Genomic DNA, 18,192 nt, shown 5'->3' with positions numbered 1-18,192 from the left:
AGAACCAGAAATATTACCATTAAAACTCATATGATCACGGTTCTATAGCTAATAATATTGTGGTATTGCCAATTAATGTATAATTGCATTATCTACCAATGATTATGTCGAATATTCCCACAGCGTTACAAAGATTTAAAAGGGAGATAATGATTCCCAATCTGGCCATACTATAACGCTTCATGAGAGTAATTATATTTTCTATACCTCAATCTTTACCTTATTAATACCAACCTGACTTTATACCGATGAGTCAGGAAAATAAATTGGCAGCTATTCGGAATTGAAGATTTACGAAACAATGTTCAGCACCCATGATTTTTATCTTTTGAGAGAAAACCCTGGGTTGCTTAAAATTTGCACTTACAATTACTGCCGATTTTACTGAGATATTCATTCGTAAGCGTAACAAAAAAATTAAATAGTATGATTATCGATGAAGATCTCTTGCTCGAAAATGGAGCAGTTTATGAGGACTATCCCGCAAAGGAAAATATTTATGAAATGGGAAGCACTCCCCATTATTATTTCCAGATTGTTACGGGAACAGTAGAATTGAATAATTATCATGAAGATGGAAAAGAGTTCACCCTGAATATCATTTCGGAAGGGCAAAGCTTCGGGGAATCTTTACTTTTTGGAGATAAGAATTATCCGATGAATGCCATTGCCAGAACCGACTGCAGAATTCTTAAATTACCAAAATCCAGCTTTTTAAATATGCTGAGTGAAAATATAGAACTGGTTTTTACCATGTTCCGCTATCTTTCAGACCGCCTTTTCTATAAATATGTAATGCTGTTCAGTAATTCAGCCATAGATCCTGTGTTGAAGATAAAATCTTTACTGGATTATTACAAAGAAAATTCATCCAGCCAAACGCCTTATTCTTACAAAGTCCCGTTTACCAGACACCAGATTGCCAATTTAACAGGGTTACGTGTCGAAACGGTCATTCGTACCATTAAAAAGATGGCAGAGGATAGTATTCTTAAACTGGATGGGCGACAGATTTTGTACTGATTTAGGAATATTTATCACTCTGTTTAAAGATTTAAAACCGGTGTTCATATTGCTTAAAAATAATTTTGAATAATACTACAATTCTTTCGATCTGGACAATTCATAAAAGGGTTTAAGCAGCGATGAATGAAAACCTGGTTAAATTATGATTTGTCTCATAAAACTTTTGCTATTCAATCCATTACATTTATACTTTACTTCATTTATAATGCAGTGAGATTACACCCATTACAACCTTTCATTATTTGTAAGTGAGGTATCGGGATAGTGGCTTTAATCCCTGACAGCTGACGATCAGTACCCGGCTGGAATGCGCTCTGAATATTGGGAATTTTGCTGCCTGTTTATAATTACAGAATTCTTAAACACCAAATAATTTATATTGATATGGAAAGTAAAATAACAAGAAGAGACGCTATCGGAAAAATAGCCGCAACCGTTGCCATCGCCGCGGTTGCCCCAGGTGCTTTGGCACAGACACAGAGTAGCAATACAAGAAAATCGAATGTTAAAGCGCTTACTGATCCCCGAAACAAATATCCCAAACCACCTTTTAATAAACAGTCGCAACCTTTTCCCGGACTGGCAGGTAAAATGACACCTGTGCCCGATCATGGAGAAAAAAGCTATGTAGGTTCAGGAAGATTGGAAGGAAGAAAAGCATTGATTACGGGCGGTGATTCCGGAATCGGCAGGGCAGCAGCCATTGCTTATGCCAGGGAAGGAGCGGATGTAGCCATTAATTATCTGCCGGCGGAAGAGGAGGATGCCAAACAGGTAATAGAGCTCATCAGGAAAGAAGGTCGTAAAGGAATTGCCATTCCTGGTGATATTCGTAGCGAAGATTTCTGTAAACAATTGGTCAGCCAGGCTGTACAGCAACTCGGAGGACTGGATATTCTCATCAATAATGCAGGACATCAGAAAGCCAATGAATCTATACTTGATCTTAGCTCTGAAGACTTTGACTGGACTATGAAAACAAATATCTATGCCCCTTTTTGGATCATAAAGGCTGCTTTACCTCATCTGAAACCGGGTTCTTCTATTATCGGGCTATCGTCCATTCAAGCCTATGATCCTTCCGCTGATCTTTATGATTATGCACAAACCAAGGCAGCAACAACGAATTATGTGAAATCTCTTGCTAAGCAGCTTGGCCCGAAAGGTATAAGGGTTAATGGTGTTGCACCCGGGCCTGTTTGGACCCCTCTTCAGGTAAGTGGCGGGCAGACACAGGAAAATCTGCAAAAATTTGGCGGCGATACCCCTCTTGGAAGGCCTGGACAGCCAGCAGAGCTGGCTTCTATATTCGTTCAGTTAGCAGCGGATGATGCCAGTTTCGCGACAGGGCAGATTTACGGGGCAGCAGGAGGAAAAGGGCAGCCGTAGTATAATCACAAATAAAAGAGAATTTTTCAATTCCTGACAATTGAAGTTATTGAGATGCTGATGACTCTTCTTTACTAACTTTATATAGTCGGATTGTTTGAAAAATACCCCTTTTAGGTTTTGCTGTGGGTAATATTAAAAATAATAATTATGCTTCTGAGAGGGTAGAGTGAACTGACCCAAACAAACCAATTTCCGAAAATTTCTTACAGTTTTATAAAAATGTAAGTTATTGATTTTAAGAAATTGGTTTGTTGTAATTTGTTCCGATTGGATGAACTACTTTCCAATGCAGAAAGTCAATTGCCTTTATAATGAGGCGCTTGTGTAGTATAAGGGGAAAGTAAGTGCAATTGACTTCTCAACTCTAAATCATCCAAACAAAATTTACAATTAATTTAAAAAACAAAACATATCTGCTTGTTAAAAAAGTGGATTTTTTAATTTATGATTCCCATCACCTTCCACACATCCCCTTTAGAATAATTCCTAAAACGCACTAGTTGAATCGAAAAGGAAAAATAAAAAACCGGATATAGGTACATAGCCTGCTGTTGATAACCTGTTACGATCATCATAATTCTACCTTTTTCAAAAATAAGTTTAAACTTCTGCAGACATCTTCAAGATCATCCAATGCTTATGAAATTCAAATATGCGATAAATAGACTAAGCTGGCGGAAGGCTAAATCGTCTGTAATGTTATAGATATTTGCTGACTTTTTTAGGGTTTTTTAAATATAGATTGATGCGGCGTAATATTAGCCAAAATTTAGTGTTTGATGATTAGTAGTTGCATGGCATAACCAGCATATTAAAAATATTAAGAAAATTAATAAACTATTTTATAAAAAAATGCTAATTTGCTAACAAATTATAACTATTTATAGTTAATAGAAAGCAATATAGTCTAAAAATATAAGCTTTTTTAATCTAATAACCGCGTGAACAATAAATTATGTATGAGACATACACAACTTATCAATTTTCTTAAAAAATATAATACGATATCAGAAGGAGAAAAACAAAATATTGAGAATTATTTTATTCCTATACAAACTAAAAGAAAACAAATTTTAATTGATAAATATTCCTCTTGTAATAAATTATTTTTTGTTAATCATGGCTTATTACGAATTTACTATGTTAATGATAAAGGTAAAGAAGTTACAAGAATGATTGTTGGGGAAAATAATTTTCTGACAAATATGAAAAGTTTTGTTGGTAAAGAGGAAAATCAAGAAATTATTGAGTGTATAGAAGATACGGAGCTATTATTAATCTATAAAAATGATTTTGAAAGATTAATAGAAAATAATCATGTATTTAAAGAAATTTACATTCAACTATTAGAATTATGTAATATTACACATGTTAATCATTTATATATGTTAGGATCCAATGATATTCAGCAAAAGATAAAATATTTGAAAAAATATTTTCCTAATTTAAATAAAAGAGTTAATGATCATATATTAGCTTCATTCTTAGGAGTTTCTAGAGAGTATCTTGTAAAAAATAAAAGACTTTTTTAAGAACCAGAGTAAAATTAAGCTCGAAGCTCTAGAGGTTTACTGTAAATATTATTATTGTGGAAAATAAAAATATCATGATGTTTTCAAATAATTCAAACAAAAAGAACGAACAACCTAAAGTTAAAATTAACCTATCTCTTTTTGACAAAATTTTAGAAATTGTAGGACTTGTTTTATTAATATCTTATTGGTTTATCATTATAAACAGTTATTCCAATCTTCCAGATAATGTTCCAACGCACTTTAATGGAGCTGGGCAACCAGATGGTTATGGATCAAAACTATCAATCTTTGGTCTTCCAGTGATAGGTTTATTTGCATTTGTTCTTTTAACAATATTTAATAAATATCCTGAAAAGTTTACTTATTCTGTTCAAATTACCGATGACAATGCTAAAACACAATATATTTTAGCTACAAGAAGAAATAGAATTATAAAAACAATTATTCTTATTTTATTTATAATCATCGATTTTAGAACGATAGAAATAGCAGTTGGAGATTCTATTTCGTTAGGCAGTTGGTTTTTTTTATTTGTTTTCTGCCTATTTTTTATTCCAGTTGTTTTCTATGTAATAAAACAAAATGTTGATTAGTTATATTCCAAAAATGAATTTTTAATTGTAATAAGGGAAAATTGTGAAATAGTTCACTTTTTTTTAAAAACTAATGTTTGAAATTTGCCAATTAACTTAAATTATTAAATAATGAGAAAAACTAAAACCGCTATTTTAACTGCACTTTTATTAACAAGTTTGGTTATAACTTCTTGTGTTAATAGTAATGGTGACAATGAGATTGAAAATAATTCAACAAACAAAAAAAGTCTGAATGTAGGTACCATGTCAAAAACTATACAAGATTATACTGGAGAAGAATTGTACGCTTCAATTTTCTTTGCGTATGGAGATTTTGCAAAAAACTTATCTATTTACAATGACGATGTTCAGAAGTATGAAAACGGGGGAATGGTAAAGGAAGAACTATTTAAAGAGAGATTTAGCAAATTCGTTTCTGTAGTAAAGTCAGAAAATCCAAATTATTTTGAAAATTTTAAAACTGAAATCGAAAGTAAAGATCACTTAAGAATTCAAAATGCTTTAAAGGATGGCTTTCCATTAATATATGACAATTTGGGTATTATGTATCCAGAATTGGCTGATGCTGTTTCTGGTGTTGAAAACGATCCCGAATTACAAGATATAATTAATAAAGATGGGGATTTAAATGAAGAAGAGATGAGTGTATTAACATCAAAAGCTCAGGCTATGATGGAACAATTATCTCCTTGTAGTCCATTAGTATGTGTAGGATATTTTGCGTTTGCTATTCACAATACGATCGGATTAACAATGAATGTAGGAATTTATATGAACTTTAAATGGTGGGGCCCAAAATTAGAACAATATAATAAAGGAAAATCAGTAGCTGTTTCAGGATCCGATCCTTTAATAATTGATGTATTCGTTAATGATATTGCAACTGCTCCTTAATGGGCGCTAATATATAATCTATGGGGGCTTATAAATATAGCATAACAATGCTATTTTTAATTATTATATCAATAACATTATTTCTTTCATTATTATTTTCAAGCACACCTTTTAACCCTGTTCAAAACAAATTAAAATTTACAAAATATATTTTTAATTTAACACCACAAGGTTGGGCTTTTTTTACTCGTGATGCAAGAGAGGAACAAGTATTTATATACAAAATAGAAAATAGTAAACTTTATAAAATAAATCAGAAGCATTCAAACATAGAAAACTTCTTTGGCATTTCCCGTAAAGTATCTAAAGTTGGAATAGAACTTGAAAATGTTACGGGAAAAATACTAATTAACTCAGCTGCATTAAAAACTACTTGGAACTATAATGAAAACTTAATAGGGAAGATTCCAGATAAATTTATTGCGGTTAAAAATCCAATTGAAGACCCAATAATGTGCGGAGATTATCTTATTGTCTATCATCAACCAGTTCCTTGGGCATGGAGCAAAAACAAAGAAAGAATAAAAATGCCTGCGAAAGTTATTAAACTTAAAATATTATGCCAGAAATGAATATCAATAGCATTGAAGATAAAATCAAGAATTTTGCTGTTGCCAATGCTCCGTATTCAAATGTTATAGGTTTGGGTAGAAGTATTATTGCTTTAGGAACATTGTTAACACTTATTACAAATCCTATTGATGATTTGTTAATGAAGAGGACCTCCGGTGAATTTCTTCTCAACGAGTTATTAAAAGGCGATTTTTCAACAAAATTTAATTTTTTCTTCTTATTTGGCTTCAATAATTTATTTATAGTAAAATGGCTAGCGATAGTTATATTATTAATTACCATTAGTGGCTATTTTCAGAAAATTACATGTATACTACACTGGTGGATAACGTTTAGCTTTTTCCATTCATCTGCTATTATAGATGGAGGAGACCAAATTGGTAGTATTCTTACTTTATTGTTGATTCCTATTTGTTTATTTGATAATAGAAAGAATCATTGGGACCGTAGAATAAAAAGAGAGAGTATTTTAAATTTAATTTCAATATTTTTCCTTTTTTTGATACAATTACAAATGTCAATTGTTTATCTACATGCAGCTGTTGGTAAATTTGAACACAATGAATGGGCAAATGGAACGGCTATATATTATTGGCTAAACCATTCGTATTTCGGTATGCCTGATTATATGAGCTTTTTCAATGGATTTCTTTCGAATTCATATATTGTTACATTTTTAACTTATGGAGTCCTAATTTTGGAACTAGCAATATTTCTGGCATTATTTGCAAAAAAGAGTTATAAATTAACTGTACTTTTTATAGCACTATTTTTTCACTTTATTATAATTTTTTCGCTTGGCATATTTTCATTTTTTTTCGCAATGGCTGGAGGATTAATAATATACTTATGCCCAACAAATATTGACTTGAAATTTTTATTAAAAAATAAAAATCATATTTAATAATATTAGCATGTAGTAATTGTCTATTATGATGATTACTGCATGTTATTTTTTAATGAATAATTATATGAGTAAGATTATAACTCTTTGTTTGATTTTAATATCACTATTTTCATTTGCTCAAAATAAAACGGAAATCGGAAGTCATTTCATTAAAACATTATTGATTGACAAAAATGCTGGAAATGCTCACTTGTTTTTTGATAAAACTGTTTCGGCGCAAATCCCTGTAGAAGTTTTAAAGAATTTACCTGAACAGGTTGAAGGACAGTTTGGTAAATTTAAAAATATTCTTCAAATTAACAGTGAAAGAGATATCTACTATTTTTATTCAGAATTTGAAAAAACAAAAATGGATATTCAAATAAGTTTTAATGGAGAAAATAAAATTATCGGATTTTTTTTATCACCACATAAAAGTTTTGAGAAAACAGATGATGAAACTGCTTTGAATATAAAAAGTGATAATATTGAGTTAAAAGGTACTTTATTAAAATCAAAAGAAAATAATCAAAAAAGGTTGGTTATTTTTGTTCATGGTTCTGGACCACAAGACAGAGACGAAACAATTGGAGGAAATAGACCCTTTAAAGATATTGCTGAATATCTATATATTAATGGGATATCTTCCTATAGGTATGATAAAAGAACTTATTCAAATCCTGAAACCTTTAATGAAGAATCAACAGTAAAAGAAGAGACAATTAATGATGCCGTAAATGTTGCAAATTATTTCAAAAATAATCGAGAGTTTAAAGACTACCAAGTTATTCTTTTAGGACATAGCCAGGGAGCATATTTAATGCCTCAAATAGCTAACGAAGTAAAAGTTTCAAAATATATTTTTCTTGCTGGAAACTCAAGACCATTACAAGATTTAATTCTTGAACAGTTCGGATATATTAATAAGCTTGATTCTTCCATTATTTCAGATGAAGCCTTCACTAATATAAAAAAAGAAGTAGCTTTTCTAAATTCAGATCAATTTAATTTAAACACTAAAAGTTCAGCACTTCCAATGGGATTATCCGCTAAGTACTGGAAATATTTGTTGGATTACAAACCTCTTGATACAGTAAAGCTGATTAAAGCTTCTATGTTTTTTGCACAGGGTGGTAAAGATTACCAAGTAACCGAAGTAGATTTTAATCTTTGGAAAAATCAACTTAAAAGTAACAGAGAAGCAACATTTAAAATATATCCCTACTTAAATCATCTATTTATTAAAAATACAAGCGTAATTCCATCCCCAAAAGATTATGAAGCAGAAGGAAAAGTAGATAAAGTATTTTTAGATGATTTAAAAGAGTTTGTACTGAAATAATGAGACTGTAACGTGAATTGTGTCAGAGAAAAGCTTCGGGCAGTAGCAACCGGCGAAATTGACATAATTTCTCCCTTGTTTAAAAAACTAAGATATTTAGAGTATGAGGGGACAATAGGGGAACAAACGAATAAAAAAACCAAAATTCTAAAAAATCTTACAAAAACATAAAATGTGTAATGTATGTATTTTTAGAATGTTGGTGTCTTTTCGATTGTTTCGACTTGTTTTCTTATTTCCCGATACAAAACTTAGAGAAAATATTCCCCAGCACCTCATCATTGGTCACTTCACCGGAGATTTCCCCAAGATGTTCCAGGGCATTTCTAAGCTCATATGCCAATAGTTCTGTAGAGATCTGGAATGAAATGGCTTCTTTCACTTTATGAACGGCATCCAGAGACTTTCTTAAAGCTTCAAAGTGGCGCTGGTTGGTGATTACCACGTTATTTTCTTCAGATTTTAAATGCTCAACATATGATGAAAGTTCATTCTTGAGATCCTGGATGTTTTGGTTTTCAACCGCGGAAATTTTAATGAAATCAAACTCATGAGAAATGGCATTTCTGAAAATATCTTCTACTGTTTCGTATTTGGTAGGAATCACTTCATCAATTTTTGTAGCGCAGATAATCAGTTTCAGATCTTCTCTCAGTAAGGATTGAATCATTTCAATATCCTCAGAAAAATCTTCAGTGGCAGCATCAGCAAGATAAACAAGAATATTGGCATTTTCTACCTTTTCTTTAGCTTTTTTTACCCCGATTGCTTCTATTTCATCCATTGTTTCACGAAGTCCTGCCGTATCAATCAATCTGAAAGCATGTCCTTTAATATGAAGAACTTCCTCAATGGTATCTCTTGTAGTTCCTGCAATATTACTCACAATGGCTCTTTCTTCCTTTAAAAGCGAATTCAGCAGAGTAGACTTTCCGGCATTGGGTTTTCCGATGATGGCAACGGCTGTTCCGTTTTTAATGGCATTTCCGTATTGGAAGCTCTCAATGAGTGAATTTAATTTCAATTCAATTTTATCCAGTAATCCGCTTAAGGCGCTTCTATCCGCAAACTCCACATCTTCTTCAGCAAAATCAAGTTCCAGCTCGATTAAGGAAACGAAATTCAAAAGATCGGTTCTCAATAGAGAGATTTCATTGGTAATTCCTCCCTTCAATTGATTGATGGCGACTTTTCTCGAAGCCTCATTCTCGGATGCAATCACGTCAGCAATCGCTTCCGCCTGCGAAAGGTCAATTCTGCCGTTGATAAAGGCGCGCAGGGTAAATTCACCGGCTTTAGCCATTCTTGCTCCGTTTTTGATCAGGGTTTCAAGAATACGTTTTCCGATATGCGGTGAGCCGTGAAAAGCAATCTCCACAGAATTTTCAGTGGTGAAGCTTTTCGGGGCCAGGAAAATAGAGAGCATTACTTCATCAATAGCTTCCTCCTCATCCATAAAATAACCGTAATGGAGGGTATGGGATTTTTGTTTTGCCAGGTTTTTAGCCGGAAAACTTTTCTGAACTACAGATAAAGCTTCATTTCCTGAAACTCTGATGATGCCTAAGGCACCTATTCCATTGGCTGTAGCCAAAGCGCATATCGTATCGTTATTCATGCTGCAAATTTACGGTTTTTAATATGAATTTTCGTTGAGGTCTGTTATTCAGATTATCTATTGTTTTATTCAGGTTAAAAAAGAGAGATTTGAAAAGTTGCCTGTGATTTTTGCATTAAACTTACATCCTCACGGGCTGGGAAATACAAAATTTTAGAATTAAATAATGTTGTTAAGTATGGGGCTTTTTAATGGTTGTAATCTGTTGCGGTATAGAATATCGGGGTGGTTTGGATAAAGTTGGAAATGTAGACTCAAGCATATGATTTTATGACAAGAAAAAAATTAAACACTTGTTTGGTATGTTAATTGTTTCTTAGTGCAGCAATGATGTTGAAAATTTAAATATTTTTAAGTTTAATGGTAATAATTCGTTAAAATATTGTAAATGTACATGGATAAATTATTTTTTTTAAATATTAATAAAAAATTGATTTTTTTATTAATGCTTGTTTTCAATGCTTTAGCCTATGCTCAGTGTATTCCTTATACAGGGCAGGCAATGACAGGTGGAAATACCTATTGTCTTAACGGAAACCTTACCGTAAGTACAAATATCAGCGTCCCAAACGGAGCAACGCTTATGATACAATCCGGACAGCTGCAGTCTAACAGTATTCAGGTAGATGGAATCCTGGAAATCAGTGACGGAGCCAGTGTGAAGTCTACAGGAACGGTAAAAGTAGGAACTTTCGGGTCTCAGAAAAATTCAAAAATTAAATTAGGAAACAAATCTTTCCTGTCTCTTGTAGGATCGGTGATTCAGGAAGATCCGACCTTTGGAGGCTTTTACCCGGGAACGACGTCAGTGATAGAAATGGGAACAAACAGTGTGGTGGAGATTTGTGGAACATTTACCCAGCAGTCTACTACTTATCCTTCTGTTGAATATGTAGGTATTCCGGCTGGCAAAGCTTATTGTATTGCAAAAGCAGACGTAAGTGGGGGTGGAGGAGCTTCCATTATCAGTGATGACAGCCAGATCATAACCATTGCCATGGGATCTGTGACAGGATTAGGGATGGGGAATTCAAGTTTCTGCGGACCGAATGCAACAAAGGCCATGTGTCCTGCTCTTTGGCCTGAAGGATTATCAGAAGATAAAACAAGCTGCGGAAATGCCCCGGTTATTATTGATGATATTGACGGGTTTTGTACAAAGCCCGGAATTACCGGTACACCGGATGGATATACCAGATTCGGAATTACTGTACAGCAGAAAAACAATTCCTGGCCGGAAAACATCCCTAACGGATTTTTAGCAATGGAATCAAAAAATAAAGGTTTTGTCATCACCAGAGTTCAGCATGTAAGCCAGACACCGCAACCGGCAGATGCCATTGCAGATCCGAAAGAAGGAATGCTTCTGTATGACATTCAGGATAAATGTGTAAAGCTTTACAATGGGACAGAATGGAAATGCATCCAGAAAAGCTGTAATGATTAATCTAAATGATAACAAAATGAAGAATATAAAAAATATAAGTATAGCGGTTGCTCTGGTTGTCTTTAATTCATTTTTTGCCCAGGTTGCCATCGGTAAACAAACCGTAGACGGCAATAGTACCGTATTAGACTTTGATAACGTACCGGGAAATACCAGAGGTTTGATTCTTCCGGCTACATCAGGTTTTCCCACCGGGAATCTGGCTAACGGAACCCTGATCTTTGATCTTACGGATAACAAAGTGAAAGTATATGAAAATGATACCTGGAAATCTTTGTCAGATACCGGAAATTCAAGTCAGATAACTCTTAATAATTCTGCAGAATCAGGGAAAGGAGTGATTATAGGAAAGGCTGAAAGCACTGCTGACGGCGTATTGGTATTGGAATCCGGGAATAAAGCAATGATACTGCCGAAAATAGAAGCTCCGCATCTTAATGTGAAAAATCCTTATCCGGGAATGATGTGCTATGATACAGCCAGTAAAACACTTGCAGTATTCGACGGTTCAGTCTGGAATTACTGGAAATAGCAATAAAATATTTCTGATTTAAGATAATAAAAGCAGCTGTGTGAAAATATACAGCTGCTTTTTCTTTGGACTTAAACAATCTGGGCACTTTCCTTGATGCTGTTCATCACAAAAATACTTTTGGTCTGGCCGATTCCTTCAATCTCAGATAATTTGTTCACAAAAAACTCATGGAACTCATCCATGTTGGGAGCAAGGATTTTAAGCATAAAATCAAAATCTCCGCTGATGTTATAAAATTCTACAACTTCTTTAAGCCTGCCGACTTCTTCAATAAATTTTCCTGCTGTTTTCTTATTGTGAACATTCAGGGCGATCATACAGATCACCATCATTCCCTTGTTGACCTTTTTACGGTCTACTACAGCAGTGTATTCTTTAATGATTCCCTGTTTTTCCATACGCTTGATACGCTCATGCGTAGGGGTTGGACTTAAATTGATTCTTGCCGAAATATCACGGACACTCATCTTGGCGTCTTTCTGAAGCAGGCGGAGAATAGACAGGTCCTTTTCATCTGGGGTATAATTTTCAGTTGCCATTTTGTTCTGTTTTTACAGGTGATTATTAAATGTGTCAGGTGTTTTGTTCTTGTAGTTGTTTTATATATTTTATTTTGTTCCAAATTTAAGGTTAAATTTTTAAATATGTTCTGTTAATTTTAATTTTGCAGGAAATTTGAAACATGGGTACAAAGAAGAATATCATATTAATTTTAGCATCGGTAGGAACATTTGTGGAGGCTTTGGATATTGCCATTATTAATTTAACTATTCCTTCTATTCAGCAGCAGTTTCAAATTGGAGCAGAGACTGTACAGTGGCTTCAAACGCTTTATGTACTTTTCTTTGGAGGATTCCTGATTATTGGCGGAAAACTTTCGGACCAGATCGGAAGAAAAAAAATGTTTTTACTCGGGGCTTTGATTTTCATGCTGACTTCATTAGGTGCCGGATTGTCGCAAAATTTTGAAGTACTGGCTGTATTCCGTGCTTTACAGGGGCTTGGAGCTGCTTTAGTAATGCCGTCAGCATTATCCATCGTAACCAATACCTTTAGGGAAGAGCAGGAAAGAAACCGGGCTATCGGGATCTTCAGTTCATTTGCAGCCATCGGTTCAGGAAGTGGTCTTTCGGTGGGAGGAATTATCAGTACTTACCTGAGCTGGCACTGGGTTTTTCTGATCAATGTTCCTGTTCTGTTAGTCACACTGGTGCTGTCATATTATTATCTGCCAACAGATGAGAAAGAGGAAGCCGGCAGGAAAACAGATGTGGTATCCGGTATATTAATGGTATTGGGACTTTTGGGCCTGACTTACGGAACACATGAACTGGTTCATATTAAAGAACAGCCTTTTCTGGTAACGGGTTCTTTGGTTATAGCCTTAATACTTCTTGTTACGGTATATTACCGATTGAAGTCTGTTGCCGAACCTTTGGTTGATTTAAAATTATTTAAACACAGATCATTGGTTGTTTCCAATGCTGCATTCTTTACCCTGGGAGCATTTTTTATCGGATTTTTATTCCTGATTTCACTGATGCTTCAGAAAGATATGGGATATAGTGCTGCTTCAGCAGGATTAATGCTTGTTCCGTTCAGTATTATTTCCGCTTTAACGGCAAAGTTTATTCTGCCTCAGGTCTCAAAACGTCTGGGCTCGTCCCAAATGGGTGTTTTAGGATGGCTGTTTATGCTGATGGGAGGCCTGTTATTGCTGATCTCTGTTTACACCGGACATCCGCTGGCAGTTGTTTTGTTCGGAGCCGCTTGTATTTCGGGGGTTGGAATGACGTTCTGTTTTACCGCGCTTTCTGTAATGGGGATTCAGGATGTTGAACCTTCTAACTACGGATTGGCATCAAGCCTGAGTTCTACAAGTTACTTTTTGGGAGCCGGAATAGGATTGTCATTCATGACCTTAATGGGGCAGATTTTCCCATCGGAATTTTCAGTGGGAAGTCTTAACCTGATCATATTGATCGGTTATGCTCTTTTGGCGCTGGGGATGCTATTTTATTTTATATTGAAAAGTTTAAAAATAAAGCAGGCAGAAGTAGCTGTTTCATAGTAAGAAACTTAGAAATACACAAACTATATGAAGAAAGAATCGATGCTTAGGAGGTGTCGGTTCTTTTTTACTCTTTTGTTCTTTTGTCGCTTCATTAATTCACTATATTTGCTGCTTACTGCACATCATGAAAATACAGGTTATCAGCGATCTTCACAGGGAATTTGGAAGTACGGAATTATGTTTTGATCATTCGGATATTGTTGTGCTGGCAGGAGATGTCAATCTCGGAACCAAAGGAATTGAATGGATTAAAGATGCAATTCCTGGCAAACCTGTCATTTATGTTTTAGGCAATCACGAATATTATAAAGGTTCATACCCGAAAACACTGAACAGGATCAGGGAAGCAGCTTTGGGTTCCAATGTTCATGTTCTTGAAGATTCATTTGCTGATATTGAAGGAGTGCGTTTCCATGGGGCAACCTTATGGACGGATTTTTCAATCTTTGGGAATCCTGTTGAGTACGGAATGATCTGTCAGCCTAAAATGAATGACTATAAAATGATCAGGAGAGATCCTTCCTATTCGAAAATGAGAACACTGGATACCTTTAAAATTCATCAGTTTTCAAAGCAATGGCTGATAGAAAGTCTTGAAAATTCAAAAGGATTAAAAAATATAGTCGTTACCCATCATGCACCAAGCATACAATCTGTATCGGGGCCATATAAAGATGATCCGCTGACCTCTGCATATGCTTCAGATCTGGAAAATGTAATCAGAGAATATCAGCCTTTGTACTGGATTCATGGACATATTCATACCCCCTGCAGGTATAAGATTGATGGGACTGAAGTAATTTGCAATCCACATGGGTATATTGATGAGAAATACAACGGCTATGATAAGGAATTGATTATTGTTGTTTAAATACAAATGTTTCCGCAGGTTGCTTTCTTTTTTTGCCTTAAAATGATAAAGTAAAATTAAATCTGTTTCGTCTGTACTGGTGAAGCAGGTTTTTAATCCATTATCATTATGAAGACAAATATACAAGAGGGGATCATTCTTATTCCGGATTTCAGCGGATTTACCGAATTTGTGTTCAATACAAAATTGTATACAGGTGAGTATATTGTGCGCCAGTTATTGTCTACGCTGATTGATGTCAATGATCAGTACTTTGAAATTTCCGAGATTGAGGGAGATGCCATTTTATTTTACCGTTATGATAAAAATCCGTCCTATCAGAGTATTTCAAAAATGCTGTGGAAGATGAGAACGGCCTTCAACAGGAAAATTGAGGAGCTGAGTAAGAGTTTAAGCATTACTATTGACCTCGCTCTCAAATTTATTGTTCATTATGGATCTTTTTCACAATACAATATCGGAAGCTTCAGAAAGCTATATGGAAAAACGATTGTTGAAGCCCATCAGCTTTTAAAGAACGGAGTGGCAGAGCAGCCTTCTTATGCGCTTTTCAGTAATTCTTTTCTTGAAAACAGTAAGAATCAGGAATCTGATTTTAATAAGGATCCGTTTCGGCTGCCTGAAGTAGGGGTTATCCATTATTTTGAAAATTTAAACTAGCGTATATTTTTTAATATCATTCCTTGTAAATTTGCTATTGCTAGCGGCCCGGATGAGATCCGGGTTTTTTATGGGCAGGTCTTTCGAAATGTATTGATGAAGAATTATTTTTGTATGATGTAAAATATTCATGTATTGATAAAATTATTTTATTTTTTTTAATTAAAATTGGAATTATATATAAAATACTTTTTTAAGAATATTTATTATGGAAGCAGTTTGTATTGTGCTGCTTTATTGAAAAATATATATTATTTTCAGTTTTATGTTTAATATTTAATCGGGTATCTTGCTGTAAATTAAGTGTTTATTTTAATTTTTTTTCTTTTTTGATGTAACAAATTTATATTCATAGTGGTCTTATAGGAAAAACTATAATTTCACATGAAAATAATCTTATTTCCAATAGCAGTATTAACAGGCTCACTAGCAATGGCCCAGCAGGCTCAGACACCGGCTGCAAGGGATACTGTAAAAGGAAATGCAAAAGAAATAGAAGCTGTTACCCTGGTTGCCAGAAAGCCGACAGTAGAATCTAAAGTAGACAGAACTGTATTTAATGTAGCGAATAGTGCAATTCTGGCAGGAAATACAACCTGGGATGTTCTTAGAATGACGCCCTTGGTAAGCATTGATAATAACGATGAGGTAAAAGCGGAGGGACAACTGGTTACCGTTTACATTAATGACAGGAAATCTGTTTTTACAGGAAAAGAATTAAAGGAATATCTTAAAACAATTCCTGCTGATAATCTTATGAAAATTGAAGTGATTACCAGCCCTTCTTCCCGCTATGAAACTTCCGGATCTGTCATTAATATTGTTCTTAAAAAAAGAGAAGATGAAGGATTAAAAGGAAGTATATCCCTGAACAACAGGCAAAGTACCAAAAATTCACAATACACGAATTTCAACCTGAACTACCATAAGAAAAAGTTTACCCAAACCCTCATAGGAAGTTACAATAGCGGAAATTATGTACAGAAAACCCAAACCTGGGATAACCGGTATGAAGGAAATAAACTTACCCGGTTCAATCTTGAAAATCTTATGCGAAATGAAAGTCCGTCTCTTTCTTCCACTTCAGAGTTTGAAATCAATGAAAAAAATAACTTCGGTCTTGTCCTGGAATATTCACAGAACAGGAATTTAGTTTCAGCAGAATCGGATGGGATGACTTCAAAAGACGGAGATCCCGGAGAGTCTTTTCACCAAAACCAAAACAACTGGGGATTCAGCCGTAATCTGGGAACTAATGCTTTCTATAAATATTATGACAAAGAAAAGAACCGAATTTTAGATATTAATTTAGGAACCAACTATTCCAGTGATAACAGTGATAATTTAATAGATAAGCAAATTGATAAACAGGGCGTGATAAAAGATCAGCAGCTGGGAGTTGTCAGTTCAAATCAGATGCGTAATTATTATCTGAAAGTTGATTATACACAGCCCTTTGGTAAAACAGGAGGAACAATGGAAGTGGGAGGTAAAACCGAACTGAACAACCATGTCATTCCCAATACGCTCTATGGTTTCAGTATCAATGATCCGGCATCAGAATTTTTTAATTTGTCTAAAAACGACAGGTTCCATTATGAAGATCATCTGAGCTCTTTGTATGCTAACTACAGTAAGACATTTTTCAAAAAACTGGAAACCCGGATCGGGATCCGCTACGAATATATTGATTATAAGGTGCGACAGGATGTGGCAGGTACAGAAAGAAAAGATTCTTATGGTACCTTTTTACCTAATCTGCTGCTGAAATATAGCTTTTCAGAGAAATTTGACCTGAGCCTTACCTATAACCGGAGTATCTGGAGACCGTGGTATTCCGAATTTAATCCCTTTCTGGTGCCTGAAATTAACGGAACCTATTCCAGAGGAAATCTTTATCTGAATCCGAATCCTAATGACCGGCTTTATCTGAAGTTCGGAATTTTGAAAAAGTATTTTATTTCCGCAAGGTATATGCATACCAATCAGGATTACTGGACAACATATGTGACAGAAAACGGAAGAACAGTTTCATTACCCGGAAACTTTGACGGAAAGGTTGAGAAATATTATCTTTTTGCCAATACCAACCAGAATTTCCTGAAAAATAAGCTGAACGTAAATGCCGGATTTGGCTGGTACTATATTAATAATAAAGATTTTAACGAAAAAAATAAATTGGGAGCTAAAGATTATATCAGCTATTGGGGGGCATCTGCGAATATTTCCTATACCAATCTGTTTAATAAAAACATTAATGTAAGTGCATGGATGGAGCTTGCCAATCAGAATAACGGAAATTCCTATGCGAATAACACCAATGTTTTCCATAATATTTCAGTTACCAAAATATTTCCGAAAACACAGATGGAACTTAGCATGCAGCTGATGAATATCTTTAAAAGACCTTATGGGGATAACACAACCTACAGTCCTGACGGAACCTTCAGGGAATATTCAAAATGGGACTGGTACGGTGTTTCACTCACTTTTGTAAAACGTTTCGGAAACCAGAAGGTAAAAGAAAATACCAAAACAGATGTTGAGAAAAACGATGGCGGCGGGAAATAATTCAGGATTTTGTTAGATAAAAATAAAAGCAGGTTTCCAACTGGAATCTGCTTTTTATTTTGGGTTGGAAGCAGGAAGCTGGGAGAGAGAAGTAGTGAGAAACGTCCTTGATTATCTCCAAAAATCTGTGAAATCTCTGTGATCTGTGGGAGAAAAATTAACATAGAACGTT

General features: G+C 34.5%; 16 protein-coding genes. 14 read left to right on the top strand and 2 right to left on the bottom strand.

The genetic code is table 11. The features are described from left to right. Nucleotides 1-426 precede the first annotated feature (426 nt). From ACR1PO_RS03890 to ACR1PO_RS03855, 8 genes are all read left to right on the top strand, one after another. Nucleotides 427-1,023, top strand: a complete 597-nt coding sequence (locus tag ACR1PO_RS03890) for a Crp/Fnr family transcriptional regulator (protein WP_433985905.1) — start codon at nt 427-429, stop codon at nt 1,021-1,023. A 387-nt stretch (nt 1,024-1,410) separates the two neighbouring features. Next, complete coding sequence (locus ACR1PO_RS03885; RefSeq protein ID WP_433985904.1) at nt 1,411-2,415, top strand: SDR family oxidoreductase; 1,005 nt, start codon at nt 1,411-1,413, stop codon at nt 2,413-2,415. A 962-nt stretch (nt 2,416-3,377) separates the two neighbouring features. After that, on the top strand, nt 3,378-3,950 hold the full coding sequence (locus ACR1PO_RS03880; RefSeq protein WP_332387794.1) for a Crp/Fnr family transcriptional regulator: 573 nt from the start codon (nt 3,378-3,380) through the stop codon (nt 3,948-3,950). 56 nt (nt 3,951-4,006) lie between these two features. Further along, nucleotides 4,007-4,546, top strand: a complete 540-nt coding sequence (locus tag ACR1PO_RS03875) for a DUF1648 domain-containing protein (RefSeq protein ID WP_433985903.1) — start codon at nt 4,007-4,009, stop codon at nt 4,544-4,546. A 111-nt stretch (nt 4,547-4,657) separates the two neighbouring features. Continuing rightward, on the top strand, nt 4,658-5,443 hold the full coding sequence (locus tag ACR1PO_RS03870; protein WP_332387792.1) for a sporulation delaying protein family toxin: 786 nt from the start codon (nt 4,658-4,660) through the stop codon (nt 5,441-5,443). A 20-nt stretch (nt 5,444-5,463) separates the two neighbouring features. Continuing rightward, entirely contained in the window at nt 5,464-6,015 is a 552-nt protein-coding gene (locus ACR1PO_RS03865; RefSeq protein WP_332387791.1) for an SdpA family antimicrobial peptide system protein, read from the top strand. After that, nucleotides 6,003-6,920: a sporulation-delaying protein SdpB family protein gene (locus ACR1PO_RS03860; protein WP_433985902.1), complete on the top strand. Its 918-nt coding sequence runs from the start codon at nt 6,003-6,005 to the stop codon at nt 6,918-6,920. The genes ACR1PO_RS03865 and ACR1PO_RS03860 overlap by 13 nt, the downstream gene beginning before the upstream one ends. 67 nt (nt 6,921-6,987) lie before the next feature. After that, nucleotides 6,988-8,244, top strand: coding sequence for a DUF3887 domain-containing protein (locus ACR1PO_RS03855; RefSeq protein WP_433985901.1), 1,257 nt, complete (start codon nt 6,988-6,990; stop codon nt 8,242-8,244). A 232-nt stretch (nt 8,245-8,476) separates the two neighbouring features. Here the strand turns inward: ACR1PO_RS03855 and mnmE are convergent, their stop codons facing one another. After that, nucleotides 8,477-9,862: a tRNA uridine-5-carboxymethylaminomethyl(34) synthesis GTPase MnmE gene (gene mnmE / locus ACR1PO_RS03850; protein WP_433985900.1), complete on the bottom strand. Its 1,386-nt coding sequence runs from the start codon at nt 9,860-9,862 to the stop codon at nt 8,477-8,479. Between the two features lie 445 nt (nt 9,863-10,307). On the opposite strand from mnmE, the gene ACR1PO_RS03845 reads away from it, so the two are divergent. Further along, complete coding sequence (locus ACR1PO_RS03845) at nt 10,308-11,309, top strand: phage tail-like protein (RefSeq protein ID WP_433985899.1); 1,002 nt, start codon at nt 10,308-10,310, stop codon at nt 11,307-11,309. 16 nt (nt 11,310-11,325) lie between these two features. Beyond that, nucleotides 11,326-11,841, top strand: coding sequence for a phage tail-like protein (locus ACR1PO_RS03840; protein ID WP_332387765.1), 516 nt, complete (start codon nt 11,326-11,328; stop codon nt 11,839-11,841). 71 nt (nt 11,842-11,912) lie between these two features. On the opposite strand, the gene ACR1PO_RS03835 is transcribed toward ACR1PO_RS03840, so the two are convergent. Continuing rightward, complete coding sequence (locus ACR1PO_RS03835) at nt 11,913-12,383, bottom strand: Lrp/AsnC family transcriptional regulator (protein WP_276162803.1); 471 nt, start codon at nt 12,381-12,383, stop codon at nt 11,913-11,915. Nucleotides 12,384-12,526: 143 nt separating this feature from the next. Here ACR1PO_RS03835 and ACR1PO_RS03830 point away from each other — a divergent pair, with 143 nt between their 5' ends. From ACR1PO_RS03830 to ACR1PO_RS03815, 4 genes are all read left to right on the top strand, one after another. Then, a complete protein-coding gene (locus ACR1PO_RS03830; RefSeq protein WP_433985898.1) occupies nt 12,527-13,915 on the top strand; it encodes an MFS transporter in 1,389 nt (462 codons plus the stop codon). A gap of 127 nt (nt 13,916-14,042) precedes the next feature. Further along, nucleotides 14,043-14,789: a metallophosphoesterase gene (locus tag ACR1PO_RS03825; protein WP_332387761.1), complete on the top strand. Its 747-nt coding sequence runs from the start codon at nt 14,043-14,045 to the stop codon at nt 14,787-14,789. Between the two features lie 108 nt (nt 14,790-14,897). Continuing rightward, nucleotides 14,898-15,449, top strand: coding sequence for a DUF2652 domain-containing protein (locus tag ACR1PO_RS03820; RefSeq protein WP_332387759.1), 552 nt, complete (start codon nt 14,898-14,900; stop codon nt 15,447-15,449). A 384-nt stretch (nt 15,450-15,833) separates the two neighbouring features. Next, entirely contained in the window at nt 15,834-18,020 is a 2,187-nt protein-coding gene (locus ACR1PO_RS03815) for an outer membrane beta-barrel protein (RefSeq protein ID WP_433985897.1), read from the top strand. Nucleotides 18,021-18,192 lie beyond the last annotated feature (172 nt).

The organism is Chryseobacterium amylolyticum, assembly GCF_051011775.1.
In the GTDB taxonomy this organism is placed as follows: domain Bacteria; phylum Bacteroidota; class Bacteroidia; order Flavobacteriales; family Weeksellaceae; genus Chryseobacterium.
This window is presented reverse-complemented; position numbering and strand designations above follow the sequence as displayed.

What these genes read in the sequence shown, in the direction of transcription:
- ACR1PO_RS03890 (WP_433985905.1), top strand. Translation starts at nt 427, where the DNA reads ATGATTATCGATGAAGATCTCTTGCTCGAAAATGGAGCAGTTTATGAG.
- ACR1PO_RS03885 (WP_433985904.1), top strand. Translation starts at nt 1,411, where the DNA reads ATGGAAAGTAAAATAACAAGAAGAGACGCTATCGGAAAAATAGCCGCA.
- ACR1PO_RS03880 (WP_332387794.1), top strand. Translation starts at nt 3,378, where the DNA reads ATGAGACATACACAACTTATCAATTTTCTTAAAAAATATAATACGATA.
- ACR1PO_RS03870 (WP_332387792.1), top strand. Translation starts at nt 4,658, where the DNA reads ATGAGAAAAACTAAAACCGCTATTTTAACTGCACTTTTATTAACAAGT.
- ACR1PO_RS03865 (WP_332387791.1), top strand. Translation starts at nt 5,464, where the DNA reads ATGGGGGCTTATAAATATAGCATAACAATGCTATTTTTAATTATTATA.
- ACR1PO_RS03860 (WP_433985902.1), top strand. Translation starts at nt 6,003, where the DNA reads ATGCCAGAAATGAATATCAATAGCATTGAAGATAAAATCAAGAATTTT.
- ACR1PO_RS03855 (WP_433985901.1), top strand. Translation starts at nt 6,988, where the DNA reads ATGAGTAAGATTATAACTCTTTGTTTGATTTTAATATCACTATTTTCA.
- mnmE (WP_433985900.1), bottom strand. Translation starts at nt 9,862, where the DNA reads ATGAATAACGATACGATATGCGCTTTGGCTACAGCCAATGGAATAGGT.
- ACR1PO_RS03845 (WP_433985899.1), top strand. Translation starts at nt 10,308, where the DNA reads ATGCTTGTTTTCAATGCTTTAGCCTATGCTCAGTGTATTCCTTATACA.
- ACR1PO_RS03840 (WP_332387765.1), top strand. Translation starts at nt 11,326, where the DNA reads ATGAAGAATATAAAAAATATAAGTATAGCGGTTGCTCTGGTTGTCTTT.
- ACR1PO_RS03835 (WP_276162803.1), bottom strand. Translation starts at nt 12,383, where the DNA reads ATGGCAACTGAAAATTATACCCCAGATGAAAAGGACCTGTCTATTCTC.
- ACR1PO_RS03830 (WP_433985898.1), top strand. Translation starts at nt 12,527, where the DNA reads ATGGGTACAAAGAAGAATATCATATTAATTTTAGCATCGGTAGGAACA.
- ACR1PO_RS03825 (WP_332387761.1), top strand. Translation starts at nt 14,043, where the DNA reads ATGAAAATACAGGTTATCAGCGATCTTCACAGGGAATTTGGAAGTACG.
- ACR1PO_RS03820 (WP_332387759.1), top strand. Translation starts at nt 14,898, where the DNA reads ATGAAGACAAATATACAAGAGGGGATCATTCTTATTCCGGATTTCAGC.
- ACR1PO_RS03815 (WP_433985897.1), top strand. Translation starts at nt 15,834, where the DNA reads ATGAAAATAATCTTATTTCCAATAGCAGTATTAACAGGCTCACTAGCA.